Source organism: Bacteroides sp. L008 (assembly GCF_040812255.1).
GTDB lineage: Bacteria > Bacteroidota > Bacteroidia > Bacteroidales > Bacteroidaceae > Bacteroides > Bacteroides vicugnae.
On record NZ_JBFNXO010000001.1, the window covers coordinates 3,349,582 to 3,362,835 of the forward strand.

General features: G+C 42.8%; 13 protein-coding genes and 1 tRNA gene. 7 read left to right on the top strand and 7 right to left on the bottom strand.

The window, feature by feature from the left end; all coding sequences use genetic code 11:
• Window positions 1-8: 8 nt before the first annotated feature.
• The 7 genes from lpxK (at window position 9) to AB3G73_RS13420 (ending at window position 7,517) form a co-directional block, all read left to right on the top strand.
• Window positions 9-1,139, top strand: coding sequence for a tetraacyldisaccharide 4'-kinase (gene lpxK, locus AB3G73_RS13390; RefSeq protein ID WP_148367140.1), 1,131 nt, complete (start codon window positions 9-11; stop codon window positions 1,137-1,139).
• Complete coding sequence (locus AB3G73_RS13395; protein ID WP_004327187.1) at window positions 1,096-1,905, top strand: purine-nucleoside phosphorylase; 810 nt, start codon at window positions 1,096-1,098, stop codon at window positions 1,903-1,905. Before lpxK ends, AB3G73_RS13395 begins: the two co-directional genes overlap by 44 nt.
• A 16-nt stretch (window positions 1,906-1,921) precedes the next feature.
• Complete coding sequence (gene thiL, locus AB3G73_RS13400) at window positions 1,922-2,959, top strand: thiamine-phosphate kinase (protein ID WP_367745111.1); 1,038 nt, start codon at window positions 1,922-1,924, stop codon at window positions 2,957-2,959.
• Between the two features lie 161 nt (window positions 2,960-3,120).
• A tRNA-Phe gene (locus AB3G73_RS13405) sits at window positions 3,121-3,193 on the top strand.
• A 364-nt stretch (window positions 3,194-3,557) separates the two neighbouring features.
• On the top strand, window positions 3,558-4,871 hold the full coding sequence (locus AB3G73_RS13410; RefSeq protein ID WP_148367137.1) for a TolC family protein: 1,314 nt from the start codon (window positions 3,558-3,560) through the stop codon (window positions 4,869-4,871).
• A complete protein-coding gene (locus AB3G73_RS13415; protein WP_148367136.1) occupies window positions 4,868-5,902 on the top strand; it encodes an HlyD family secretion protein in 1,035 nt (344 codons plus the stop codon). Before AB3G73_RS13410 ends, AB3G73_RS13415 begins: the two co-directional genes overlap by 4 nt.
• A gap of 1 nt (window position 5,903) precedes the next feature.
• Window positions 5,904-7,517: a hypothetical protein gene (locus tag AB3G73_RS13420; RefSeq protein WP_195650403.1), complete on the top strand. Its 1,614-nt coding sequence runs from the start codon at window positions 5,904-5,906 to the stop codon at window positions 7,515-7,517.
• Between the two features lie 154 nt (window positions 7,518-7,671).
• Here the strand turns inward: AB3G73_RS13420 and AB3G73_RS13425 are convergent, their stop codons facing one another.
• The 7 genes from AB3G73_RS13425 to AB3G73_RS13455 form a co-directional block, all read right to left on the bottom strand.
• Window positions 7,672-8,409 (bottom strand): nitroreductase family protein, encoded by a 738-nt coding sequence (locus tag AB3G73_RS13425; RefSeq protein ID WP_164727235.1) that lies wholly within the window; start codon window positions 8,407-8,409, stop codon window positions 7,672-7,674.
• 42 nt (window positions 8,410-8,451) lie between these two features.
• Complete coding sequence (locus AB3G73_RS13430; RefSeq protein ID WP_367745112.1) at window positions 8,452-9,162, bottom strand: type 1 glutamine amidotransferase domain-containing protein; 711 nt, start codon at window positions 9,160-9,162, stop codon at window positions 8,452-8,454.
• A gap of 302 nt (window positions 9,163-9,464) precedes the next feature.
• Entirely contained in the window at window positions 9,465-9,671 is a 207-nt protein-coding gene (locus AB3G73_RS13435; protein WP_148367131.1) for a hypothetical protein, read from the bottom strand.
• 60 nt (window positions 9,672-9,731) lie between these two features.
• Window positions 9,732-10,217 (bottom strand): cold-shock protein, encoded by a 486-nt coding sequence (locus AB3G73_RS13440; RefSeq protein WP_148367130.1) that lies wholly within the window; start codon window positions 10,215-10,217, stop codon window positions 9,732-9,734.
• A gap of 56 nt (window positions 10,218-10,273) precedes the next feature.
• Complete coding sequence (locus AB3G73_RS13445) at window positions 10,274-11,398, bottom strand: DEAD/DEAH box helicase (RefSeq protein WP_148367129.1); 1,125 nt, start codon at window positions 11,396-11,398, stop codon at window positions 10,274-10,276.
• A 93-nt stretch (window positions 11,399-11,491) separates the two neighbouring features.
• On the bottom strand, window positions 11,492-12,565 hold the full coding sequence (locus tag AB3G73_RS13450) for a nitronate monooxygenase family protein (protein WP_148367128.1): 1,074 nt from the start codon (window positions 12,563-12,565) through the stop codon (window positions 11,492-11,494).
• 354 nt (window positions 12,566-12,919) lie between these two features.
• Window positions 12,920-13,219 carry an RNA-binding protein gene (locus AB3G73_RS13455; RefSeq protein ID WP_004315028.1) on the bottom strand — a complete coding sequence of 100 codons (300 nt, stop codon included), beginning with the start codon at window positions 13,217-13,219 and terminating at the stop codon, window positions 12,920-12,922.
• Between the last annotated feature and the right edge of the window lie 35 nt (window positions 13,220-13,254).

The window sequence follows — 13,254 nt, forward strand, 5'->3', positions numbered from 1 at the left end:
CGTAATACATGGACGAACACTTTATCAAGATACATAAGTGGCTCTACCCTGCCTCCTGGCTCTACGGAGCAGTGGTAATGATGAGAAATAAACTCTTTGACTGGGAAGTTCTCCAATCAAAGAGCTTTGATATACCTATCATCAGCGTAGGTAATCTCGCTGTAGGAGGGACAGGAAAAACTCCGCACACTGAATATCTGATAAAGTTTCTTTGTAACCAATATAAGGTAGCTGTATTAAGCCGGGGATACAAACGGCACACGAAAGGCTATGTACTGGCAACTCCGGAAAGTACGGCAAGAAGCATTGGCGACGAACCTTACCAGATGCATCAAAAATTCCCGTCTGTCACAGTAGCTGTCGACGAAAAGCGTTGTCATGGCATAGAGAAGTTGCTTGCACTGCAAAAGCCTTCAGTAGATGTTATCCTATTGGACGATGCTTTTCAGCACCGATACGTCAAACCGGGATTGAGTATTCTGTTAACGGATTATCACCGGTTATTCTGTGATGACACTTTGCTCCCCGCAGGACGGCTTCGTGAACCAATTAGCGGCAAGAACCGGGCGCAAATCGTTATTGTCACCAAATGCCCGCAAGACATCAAGCCTATTGATTACAACATTATCACGAAACGACTGAATCTTTATCCATATCAACAGTTATTCTTCTCATCGTTCCGGTATGGTAACCTGCAACCTGTGTTCCCTACCATGTCTCCGGACACAAATGCCATTCCGGCAAACCATGAGATTACTTTGTCCTCACTGGCAAACACTGATATATTATTGATGACGGGAATTGCCTCACCTGCTCCCATTCTCGAAAGACTGGAAGGTTGTAGCAAACAGATAGATTTACTATCGTTTGACGATCACCACAATTTCACTCATCGGGATATACAGCTTATCAAAGAACGGTTTCATAAACTGAAAGGAGAACACCGGTTGATTATTACCACCGAGAAAGATGCAACACGCCTGATTAACCATCCGGCTTTGGACAAGGAGTTGAAACCATTTATCTACGCCTTGCCTATTGAAATTGAAATATTACAAAATCAACAAGATAAATTTAACCAACATATTATTGACTATGTTAGAGAAAATACAAGAAACCGCAGCTTATCTGAAAGGTAAGATGCATACCAGTCCGGAAACTGCCATTATACTAGGCACCGGGCTTGGCAGTTTGGCAAACGAAATCACCGAGAAGTATGAAATAAAGTATTCGGATATCCCCAACTTCCCGGTATCTACCGTCGAAGGTCATAGCGGTAAGCTGATTTTCGGCAAACTAGGCAATAAGGATATCATGGCTATGCAGGGACGCTTCCACTATTACGAAGGTTATTCCATGAAAGAAGTAACTTTCCCTGTACGTGTCATGCGAGAGTTAGGTATCAAAACCTTGTTTGTATCCAATGCCAGTGGCGGTACAAATGCAGATTTCGAAATCGGTGACCTGATGATCATCACTGACCATATCAACTATTTCCCCGAACACCCGCTTCGCGGAAAAAATATCCCTTACGGACCTCGCTTCCCGGACATGAGCGAAGCATACAGCAAGGAATTGATTAGTAAGGCTGACGAGATTGCCAAAGAAAAAGGAATTAAAGTACAACACGGAGTGTATATTGGTACGCAAGGTCCTACTTTCGAAACTCCTGCTGAATATAAGCTATTCCATATCCTTGGTGCTGATGCGGTTGGTATGTCTACCGTTCCGGAAGTTATCGTAGCCAACCATTGTGGTATCAAAGTATTTGGTATTTCCGTCATCACCGACTTGGGAGTAGAAGGAAAAATCGTAGAAGTAACACACGAAGAAGTTCAGAAAGCCGCTGACGCTGCTCAACCGAAAATGACCACGATCATGCGCGAACTTATCAACCGTGCCTAAACAACCATCCCGATTTATGAGAACTGAAATAGCATCTCTCGGTGAGTTTGGTCTGATTGACCGCCTCACCGAGGGAATCAAACTGGAAAACGAATCCAGCAAATATGGAGTGGGCGACGATGCCGCCGTTCTCTCCTACCCTTCAGAAAAGCAAGTATTGGTAACAACCGACCTGCTTATGGAAGGTGTGCATTTTGACCTGACTTATGTTCCCTTGAAACATTTGGGATATAAATCAGCAGTAGTTAATTTCTCCGATATTTATGCCATGAACGGTACTCCCCGGCAGATTACGGTATCTCTTGGTCTTTCCAAGCGTTTCAGCGTGGAAGATATGGATGAACTTTATTCCGGTATCCGTCTGGCTTGCCAGCAATACAATGTCGACATTGTGGGAGGTGATACAACTTCTTCCCTGACAGGTCTTGCTATCAGCATCACCTGTATCGGCGATGCCGACAAGGATAAAGTAGTTTACCGTAATGGAGCTAAAGACACTGACCTGATCTGTGTCAGCGGTGACTTGGGAGCAGCCTATATGGGGTTACAACTCTTGGAACGTGAAAAAGTGGTATTAAAAGGCGATAAAGACATTCAACCGGATTTCACCGGCAAAGAATATCTATTGGAACGCCAGTTAAAACCGGAAGCCCGCAAGGATATCATCGAGCAATTGACAACCGCCAATATTGTCCCAACTTCTATGATGGACATTTCTGACGGCCTATCATCAGAACTAATGCATATCTGCAAACAAAGCAATGCTGGTTGCCGCGTTTACGAGGAGCATATTCCAATCGATTATCAGACGGCTGTTATGGCTGAAGAGTTTAATATGAATCTTACAACCTGTGCCTTAAACGGCGGAGAAGATTATGAACTACTCTTTACTGTTTCCATCGCCGATCATGAGAAAGTATCACAAATGGAAGGAGTCCGTCTCATTGGACATATTACCAAGCCCGAACTTGGCTGTGCATTGATTACTCGTGATGGACAAGAATTCGAATTAAAAGCGCAGGGATGGAATCCATTAAAGGAGGATAAGCAATAGATTTCATCACATACTTGAAATATTTTCATCTTATACAACACTGATAATTAGCTGACTAACTTTTTATCAGTGTTTTTTATTTCCAGAAGACTTGCAGAATCCAAAAGTTTCACTACCTTTGCAACCGCAAAAGAGATTTAACTGAATCAGGTTAATATTATGGTGCCATAGCTCAGTTGGTAGAGCAAAGGACTGAAAATCCTTGTGTCCCCGGTTCGATTCCTGGTGGCACCACAAACGAAAGCCAAAAAGCCTTGTAAGACAACGACTTACAAGGCTTTTTCTTTTCGGGAGTCCAAATGAGTGCCCAGTCTTACATTTTGCATTACCACCATTTGTACATAAAATAATAGTCCAATATAATCATAAAATCAACATATTTTTGTAATTTTGCAACGCAATTCACAAAAAGTTGCACTTGTATGATTATAAAGAATAAATGTATCACAACTATTGATATCCCTGTAAGAAACTGGGGATATTTGGAAAACTGGAAAAGCACAGCTTCAGTTTATGGCTCGTAAATCTGCGAGTTAGGTTCGGTCATACACCATGACTGACAAAATAATCAATTTATATCATAAAAAACAAATTCTTCATGAACAATCTTCGATTGCTCACAGGGTTGCTTTCCGTGACCTTGTTGAGCGGTGGGGTGTGCTCTTATGCCCAGTCGGTAATAACTTTGGAAAAAATTTTCGAGACCGCTGAAGCCAACAGTGCACAACTCCGCCCTTCATTTTCTGCACAGACCGAAGCCGGGCATGCAATAAGCGTTGCGCGTGCAGGTCGCCTACCAGATGTCAAAGCATCGCTTTCGATCAGTTATATAGGCGATGGTTTTACAACCAAACGCAATTTCAGCGACTATCAGAAAGCTCCCATACCACATCTGGGAAATGGACTGTCATTGAATGTCACCCAGCCGGTTTATACAGGCGGAGCCGTGGCAAATGCCATAGAACTTGCCGGGCTGAAATCAACAGCCACACGGTATGCTACCGACTTTCAGCGAGACAATATCCGCTTCCAACTTACAGGATTCTATCTTGACATCTATAAATATACTAATCTGCGCCGGGTTATGGAAAGCAATATATCCGCAGCCGAAAAGGTATTGAAAGAAATGCAGGCACGCTATGAGCAGGGGACAGCTCTTCAAAATGACATCACACGCTATGAACTCTTGGTATCGAATCTTGAGTTACAGCTTGTCAAGATAAACAATACTCTCGACATCCTTAATGTCAATCTTGTAACAACGGCAGGATTGCCCGAGGGAACTGTCGTTGTACCGGATTCCACCATTCTGACTCGTTCTTTACCGATGAATGGAGAACAATGGTGGCAGCAGGAGGCTATGTTGAACTCTCCGTCATTAAGCCTCGCACGTTCCGGTGTTGACATAAGTCGCAAAGCGGAAAATATCATCCGTTCCGAGCGTCTGCCCAAGATAGGGCTTCAGGCAGGTTGGAGCATTGACGGTCCCATTCTTGTAGAAGTACCGCCAATCAATCGCAACTTAAGCTATTGGTATATCGGGGTCGGGGTCAGCTACAACATTTCCTCACTATATAAAAGCAACAAGTCTTTGGCAAAGAGCCGTGCTGCCACACAAAGGACAATAGAAGAACTTGCCGCCACACGTGAAAGTGTCTCGCTTGCTGTAAGAGCCGACCATATACACTATTTAGAGGCCTATGAAGAGCTACAGAACCAACGGAAAAGCGCAGAGCTTGCCGAACGAAATTACCGCACGATTTCTACGCGATACTCGGCAGATATGGCATTGATTACCGATATGCTCGACGCGGCCAATGCAAAACTCGATGCGGAGAAGCAGCTGGTTAACGCTCGTATAAACATCATCTACTATTATTATAAACTTTTATTCACCACCGGAAAAATATGAAACACCGTAGCAAAAAGATACTTTCTTATATCATCACCATCGCAGTAATCGCTGTCGCAGCATTGTGGGTCGGCAGCAAGTTCATTCACCTTGGCAATGTAGAATTTACCGACAATGCGCAGGTGCGTCGGCAGATAGTGCCCCTCAATAGCCGCGTACAAGGTTACATCAAAGAAATCCGTTTCAAAGAATACGAGAAGGTTAAGAAAGGGGACACACTTGTGATAATTGACGATGCCGATATGCGCCTTAATGTAGCCCGTGCAAACGCAGATTACCAGAATGCCCTCGCCGGACGCGGTGTCGCTGACCGGACAGTTGTATCAGCTTCGGCAAATGTAGCCGTCAATGAGGCATCTATCACTGAAGCCAAAGTGCTGATGGATAATGCAGCTACAGATTTGGCCCGATACGAAAAACTATTGGCACAGGATGCCGTCACCCGCCAGCAGTATGATGGTGCCAAGACGGACTATGGGGTAAAAAAAGCCCGATACGAAATGCTTGTGAGGCAACGTTCGGCAACCTCATCGGTCGTCGATGTCAACCGTCAACGCATATCGCAGTCAGAAGCAGGAATTGAACTTGCCAAAGCTCTCCTTGAAACTGCAGAACTTAATCTCAGCTACACTATAATTACCGCCCCGTGCAACGGCTACACTTCACGTAAGGAGATACAGGTCGGTCAACTCGTACAACCGGGCCAAACACTGCTTGATATTATTGAATCAGGCGACGTGTGGGTTGCCGCCAACTATAAGGAAACTCAACTCCACCACATAGTTCCCGGAAGTAAGGTGGAAATAAGGGTGGATGCTATCCCGGGAGTTCTTTTCAACGGAAATATCCGGTCAATCTCCACAGCTACCGGTGCTTCACTTTCACTGATCCCGCAGGACAATTCAGCCGGAAATTTCGTAAAGGTGCGTCAGCGAATACCCGTAAGGATTGAATTTACGGAAGACAACAAGCCGGAAGATATGGAACGGCTCCGTACTGGTATGAATGTGGAATGTTACGTAAAGTATTGATATGGCAGACTGGCACGTTCCACAGGGACCATTCGACATTCCGGATGTTCCCAATTTCATTCCACGACAGCTAAAGCCGTATCTGTTTATTCTTTTTGTACTGATAATCCAGTTCTCAAGCGGAGTTTATCTTGCCGCCGCATCTGACATGGTAGGTAGTACGGCACTTATGCAAGAGGATATTCTCATGGCAGGCTATGCCTCACTGATAGGGTTGGCCATCAATTTTGCCGTCATGTTCCGCATCAAGTTCCGTTTCTCTACCCGAACCCAGTTGGTTACTTCAGGTATAGTCCTGATAGTTGCCAATATTATATGTGCCCACACAACAAGTGTACCGTTGCTTGTCGGCACTTGTTTCGTGGCGGGATGGTTCAGGATGCAGGCCACACTTGCCTGTAACTCCACAATACAGTTATGGCTGACTCCTGTACGTGACATGGCGATATTCTTTTGCTACGTCTATATAATAGTTGACAGCGTAATACAATTGAACGGTATCACCACCGTCTATATTATATTCTTCTCGCAATGGGAATATATGCACTGGATTATGACCGGACTGCTCGCCCTAATGGTACTGCTGGTTATGATATTAGTGAAGCCTGTACGCGGGCCAATGTTCATTCCTTTGCTCGGTATCGACTGGATAGGCGCAATCTTATGGGCGGGATTCATGCTTTGTTTTACTTTCATCTGCGTCTATGGCAATTTCTATGACTGGTGGGATGCCACGGAGATAAGAGGTGCAACAGTTATCGGGCTTGCCTGTCTCGGCATAAACCTGTGGAGAGCCACATTCCTTCACCATCCCTACATATCATTCAGGGCGATGAGAAACCACAACGTGATACGAGCAACGGGCATCTACCTCGTTTTCTTCACCCTGATTGCCACTGAACATGTGTTTGAACACAGTTATGCAGCAAATATACTCGGATTTGATGAAACCAATCTGATCGACTTGAACTGGTATGTTTTCGCTGGAATCATCGCCGGGTGTGCGTTCACATATTTCACCTTCGCACTACGTAAATGGAGGTACAAGACCATGGCGGCAATAGCATTTGTCCTTGCTGCCTGTTACCTTGCCTGTTTCTATTTCTTCATAGATTATGGCATTGAGAAAGAGATGCTTTTCATTCCGCTGTTTTTTCGTGGTGCCGCATCCGTGATAATCTCCATTGTTTTCCTTACCTCAATTGTACAGAGCGGACTTCCATTTCAGGTATTTCCACAGGCCCTTACCATCAACGGATTCACAGGAGCGGTTATGGGAGCGACACTCGGGCCGGCACTCATTGGGGAATTCCTAAGACATACAATGGCTAAAAACGCTTCACTACTCAGTTCAAATATCGTAGATTTCAATCCTGCCATAGACCATGTGCCTATCGGTCAACTTTATGGAATGGTGCAGACGCAGGCTCTCGTTGTCTCTATGAAAGAAATCTACGGTTGGCTGCTTATCACGGCATTAGTATCGCTCTTGATTATACTCGCCAGCTATGGACCTGTACGACCATTTGCGATATTCCCGAAGTGGAGTACTGTTCGGAGGAGTATCAAACATATAGTCCGAACTAAGGGTAATACAGGAATCCAGTCAGTGTAGTCGTTCTTATATAATATAAGCATTGACCATTATAATCTGTCAGAATATGAGACAAGACACTAGTGTCCCATTAAAATTGGGACACTAGTGAAATCATTTCAATTATGATAATTGCTTATTTGCAGGTAAGTACAGGTCGTCAGCACTTCGAAAATCAAGAAGAAGAAATCTTTCGATAAACTTCATCAAACGGCACTCTGCACCGTTCACCCCAAATACCTTTATTCCCATCCCGTATTCCGCAGGGGATAACCATATTTATTTCGGCACCATGCGGTAGCTTCAGCACTCTTTTTAGCCGACGGCTGTCCAGCCCCTCCAATGGACAAGTATCATACCCTTCGTTCGCCATCGCAATCATAAATGTCTGGGCAGCAAGCGCACAGGACTTATGGGCAACCACACGCATATCATTCTCGGACACTTCGAGCATCATCGGACGGAAAATGCTGATAATATTAGCCAACAGCTTCCTGAACAGCCCCAGAAGCCCCAAGAAGCGGGCATACACAAATGGCATTAATATTCCGTAATACAATTCACGGTCTTTGATTCGTTTTGCCTGACGTTCTTTCGGGCTGTTGCGATGAATGTTATCCCGTTCAAAGTCAAGTACAAACCGCGCACGCTTCCTGTAGACATCCCGGCGGACCACGAAAACCACCACTTCCGGTGCAGTGGCTGTCGATTTCTGGTCGAGGCAGGCTCTCGAAACTTTCGCCAACAGTTCAGGCTGTGTGATGTGATAGAATTCCCACAACTGCATATTCGAACTGTTGGGAGCCAGTGTTGCCAGTTCCAGACAATGTTTCACCTTCTCCGTATCTATCGGTTTCATTTTATCATACACACGCACAGAGCGGCGATACTGGAGTACTTCATCTAAATTCATAGGCTTAATCATTAGTTTATATTTTATAGATATCTCATTCTTTCACAGGTCTGTCATCTCCCTCTCATGCAACTGTTGCAGCACAACCTCCGCCATTTCTTTAGAGCTAAACGGATTTTGTCCCGTCACCAGATTATTGTCAACAATTACTTTTGAGGTCATAGGTATCAATGCCTTTTGATAGTTGGCCCCTCTCGCTTTGAGTGATGCTTCAAGATTGAAAGGAACTTCTTTCTTCCGATTGGCAAGGCTTTCTTCCAGCCAACTGAACCCTGTTATTTCTTTGCCTTTAATCAGATATTCACCATTGGATGATTTGACATTCAACAGTCCGCTTACTCCATGACAGATTGCAGCCACTATCTTGTTGTTTTCATCATGTTCCGTAATGATTGCCTGCAAAACGGCATTATCCGGAAAGTCGTACATGGTTCCGTGTCCGCCAGCCAAATAAATACAATCGAATAGCTGCTCCCGAACATCATCCAGTTTTTTGGCATGACGCAGCATTTCTCTGAACTCAGGATTCTCCCAATACTCCCTGGATATCTTATCCAGAACGACTGTTTTTAAACTCTCAGGATCAACAGGCGTATTTCCTCCTTCGGGACTGGCTATCGTCATTTCATATCCTCTTTCTCCGGCACAATGATAGATGTGAGTAAACTCACTAAGCCATAATCCGGTTGCCAGGCCACTATTCGCATAAGTCCCGGTTCCCGTCACTACTAATAGAATCTTCTGAATATACATACAACTGTCTTTTGATGAATACGGGGTTAAAACACTTCTGCAAGCAAATGTATCTCAAATTGCAGAAGTTTTAACATATTCAATCCATAAGAAAAGGAAGAAAACAAGTAAGTTATAGAAATGGAATATCTAAGTCAATACCAATGGAACAATATTGTGAGAATCATTGAACAGCATAGGGGACATGGCTCCCCGTCAATTCAAGACACGCCAATAGACCAATAACAAAAATCCCTTGAACTTTAAAAATTCAAGGGATTTTTGTCTTGTCCATTTTGCACCTACTTCCGTAGTACAAGCAGCTACACTTTTGAACTATGTAGTTTTTTATAAACCTCTACTCGAGCGTCTATTTCTGCCTGGGTTAAATGCGCAGGAAGTTCAATGGTAGTTCGTGGAGTAATGGCAACCAATACTACCTTACCTACACTTTTTTTATACTCTTTGATTGCATTCTCCATCACTTGGCTGGAAGAAACAAACTCACGCATTACATTACCTTTTTTCATATATCAATTAAATATCTTTGTTTATACACGATTACACAAGCAGAATATAAATCCATGTTTTTATACAGGATCGGCTTTAACCGTATCTTCCGGTTTCAGTTTATTTTCCAGACAAATATTAATTGCATTCATCCCTTTTTGTCCACGTTCCAGATCAAACGTCACAATGTCATTCTCCGAAATTGCGGTAACCACATTGTTCACATGAAAAAAATACTTCTCAACACCAGAAAGATCTTTAATAAAGCCATATCCTTTTGATGTATTAAAGAATTCGACTCTTCCTCTTAAAATAACCGGTTCCTCTTTTCCCTTTTTAGGAGTGGCAATAATGATTTCCTCGGCATTAATTTCTTCTCTCTTTGTATTATTTGCCGGGGGAGTTGAAGTAATCATCCCGTTCTCGTCTACATAAGCAATCATATCATCAAGGCTACTGCCCCTGTTAGATGACTTCCTGTCTTCTTTTCTTTTTTGTTTCTCTTCCCGCTTAGCGAGTCTCTTCTTTTCATTTTCACGTTTACCAACTGTCATGGATTTTGCCATAGAACTTATTTTTTATTTATACTAGATATGAATGAATAATGCAATAAAACCGATCTCTAGATTACATAATCAGCTTTATTCAGTTTTTTTCCTGTCAATTTCTGAATATCATTAATCAGCTTACGCTCTTCCTGCGAACAGAATGTAAGTGCCGTCCCAGTGTTTCCAGCTCTTCCGGTACGTCCGATACGATGGACATACGTTTCCGGTACATCGGGAAGATCATAGTTAATCACCAAAGGTAGCTCATTGATATCAATACCTCTGGCAGCAATATCAGTAGCGATCATCACACGTGTTTTCCCGGACTTAAAATTGCCCAATGCCGACTGTCGTGCCGCCTGACTTTTATTTCCATGAATAGCCTGACTGCCAATCCCTGCCTTGCCCAATATTTTGACGATCTTATCCGCATTATGCTTCGTACGTGAGAATACCAGTACCGATTGATCTTCCGACTTCTGTAAAATCGAAATCAACAACTGGCTCTTCTCCTTTTTCTCTACAAAATAGACCATCTGCTCAATAGAATCCACAGTCGATGATTTCGGAGTTATACTGATTCGCACAGGATTCTTCAACAGAGAGTTAGTTAGAGAAATAATCGTATCAGGCATTGTAGCCGAGAAAAACAAAGTCTGCTTTTCTTTCGGAAGTTTTGGTAATATCCGTTTGATATCGTGAATAAATCCCATATCAAGCATACGGTCTGCTTCATCAAGAACGAAATGCCGGATACTATCTAAATGTACATGCCCCTGATTCATCAAGTCGAGTAAACGTCCGGGGGTAGCAACGAGAATATCAATTCCTTTGTGTAACATATCCACTTGCGGGCGCTGATTCACTCCTCCGAAGATAACTCCGTGACGTACCCGGGTATATTTGGCATAGTCGTTAATACATTCACTGATCTGCAATGCAAGTTCACGGGTAGGTGTCAAGATCAAAGCTTTAATTCCCTGACGTTTCGTCAGCTCTTTATTCATCTGCAAATGCTGGATAATAGGGATTGCAAATGAAGCAGTCTTCCCGGTTCCCGTCTGCGCACAGCCCAGTATATCCCTTTTTGCTAATGCAGGCGGAATTGCTTTCTCTTGTATAGGAGTGGGTACGGCATATCCTTTTTCTTCAATAGCTTTTAAAATCGGTTCGGTTATATTTAATTCTTTAAATGTCATAATTGTTATTTATACTGTATTGAAACAGCGATTTTGTTTTTATAGATTGAAAGACGCAAACAAATCCGGAATGGAAATGCAAAGTCCTCCTAATTAAGCCAGTTTATGGGTTGCCAAGAAAAACTCGCGTTCCAATGTAGCCATTACTTCTTTTACGCTACTAATCTTTTCTGCGAGAAAGGCATTGCTACCGGCAAATGCATATCCTTTTTTCATATTTCCTCTAGCTGCATTATATAAAGCCTTGATAATGCAGTAGGGACTTTTTGTGTAGTCACAGGTCTTGATACAATGGAACGAACAGTTCTTAGGTCTCTCCAAACCATTATTCACATTGTGAATAAATTCTCCATCAATAGCCCGTCCCGGCATCCCGACAGGACTTTCAATAATAAGAACATCTTCAGATTTGGAATGAATATATACTTCTTTAAATGTCTCTGAAGCATCACATTCAAGAGTAGTTACAAAAATGCTTCCCATCTGCACACCTGAAGCTCCCAGTTCCATAAAATGCGCTATATCCTCACCTGTTGAAATCCCTCCGGCTGCAATCACCGGAATTTGTTTCTGTTCTTTATAGCTGGATGCAATCATTACCACTTCCGGAATCAATGCTTCCAAAGCATAATGCTGATCCTGTATTTGTTCCTTTTTAAATCCTAAATGCCCACCGGCTTTAGGTCCTTCTACCACGATTGCATCGGGCAGATAGTTATAGTTCTTTTGCCACTTGTCACAAATAATTTTCGCTGCTCTTGAAGAAGATACGATAGGAACTAACTTTGTAACACTTCCCGAGGGCAGGTATGATGGCAAATCGAGCGGAAGTCCCGCACCTGAAAATACCACGTCAATCTCTTCCTCAATCGCAGTACGCACCATATCGGCATAATTAGATAAGGCAACCATGACGTTTACTCCGATTATACCTTTTGTCTTTGTACGTGCCTTGCGAATTTCCTCTCTCAGTCCGCTTATACATTTCTCCGGATAGGTGCCCTTTCCTTTGGGGTATAACAATCCTAAACCCGCACATGATATAACCCCTACTCCGCCTTCATTTGCTACTGCAGATGCCAAACCGGACAGTGAGATTCCTACTCCCATTCCACCTTGTATAACAGGTGTTTTAATTTCAATATTTCCTATAAAGAACGATTTCATATGTTTTATTTTGTATGGGCAAAACAGATAGACAGAAGTGAGTATACTTTATCCAAGTACTCAATACTAGCCTGCCACTAACGATTTACCTTATTGGATAATTTATTAAACTATTTGCTCCTGACTATTTCAGGAGTATTGTATTACAAAAAAGCCTAATAAATCTATTTTCAGAATGGAAAGTACAGGATTAGAAATTCCTAATTTTGCATAGAAGAGCCAGAATTAGCAGAACTTAAATGTAAAATGATTTTTCGTCCTCCCTATTCAGTAGAGATTCCTCCGTTAAATCATGAAACGGAAACAGCTTTTAAATAAAAGCAGAAGACAGAATCTTCTGCTTTTATCTGGATATTAATATCTTCTAGAGTTATTATAACCACCACGGCCTCCACCGTTTGACGGTCTTTCAGTACGAGGGCGTGCAACGCTTACTGAAATAACCTTCTGGTCGTATTCAACTCCATTCAGTTCATCAATTGCCTTTTGTCCTTCTCCATCGTTCGTCATTTCTACGAAAGCGAATCCTCTGGATCTGCCAGTCTCTCTATCAAAAATAACTTTGGCTGAAGAAACTTCTCCAAACTCTGCAAATAAATTTGTTAAGTCGGCATCAGTTGTGCCATAGCTTAAACCTGAAATGTAAATGTTCATCTAAAAATTTTATTAAAATAAATACTAATTTGGAG

Coding starts and splice junctions, on each gene's coding strand:
- lpxK (WP_148367140.1), top strand. CDS start 9: ATGGACGAACACTTTATCAAGATACATAAGTGGCTCTACCCTGCCTCC.
- AB3G73_RS13395 (WP_004327187.1), top strand. CDS start 1,096: ATGTTAGAGAAAATACAAGAAACCGCAGCTTATCTGAAAGGTAAGATG.
- thiL (WP_367745111.1), top strand. CDS start 1,922: ATGAGAACTGAAATAGCATCTCTCGGTGAGTTTGGTCTGATTGACCGC.
- AB3G73_RS13410 (WP_148367137.1), top strand. CDS start 3,558: ATGAACAATCTTCGATTGCTCACAGGGTTGCTTTCCGTGACCTTGTTG.
- AB3G73_RS13415 (WP_148367136.1), top strand. CDS start 4,868: ATGAAACACCGTAGCAAAAAGATACTTTCTTATATCATCACCATCGCA.
- AB3G73_RS13420 (WP_195650403.1), top strand. CDS start 5,904: ATGGCAGACTGGCACGTTCCACAGGGACCATTCGACATTCCGGATGTT.
- AB3G73_RS13425 (WP_164727235.1), bottom strand. CDS start 8,409: ATGAATTTAGATGAAGTACTCCAGTATCGCCGCTCTGTGCGTGTGTAT.
- AB3G73_RS13430 (WP_367745112.1), bottom strand. CDS start 9,162: ATGTATATTCAGAAGATTCTATTAGTAGTGACGGGAACCGGGACTTAT.
- AB3G73_RS13435 (WP_148367131.1), bottom strand. CDS start 9,671: ATGAAAAAAGGTAATGTAATGCGTGAGTTTGTTTCTTCCAGCCAAGTG.
- AB3G73_RS13440 (WP_148367130.1), bottom strand. CDS start 10,217: ATGGCAAAATCCATGACAGTTGGTAAACGTGAAAATGAAAAGAAGAGA.
- AB3G73_RS13445 (WP_148367129.1), bottom strand. CDS start 11,398: ATGACATTTAAAGAATTAAATATAACCGAACCGATTTTAAAAGCTATT.
- AB3G73_RS13450 (WP_148367128.1), bottom strand. CDS start 12,565: ATGAAATCGTTCTTTATAGGAAATATTGAAATTAAAACACCTGTTATA.
- AB3G73_RS13455 (WP_004315028.1), bottom strand. CDS start 13,219: ATGAACATTTACATTTCAGGTTTAAGCTATGGCACAACTGATGCCGAC.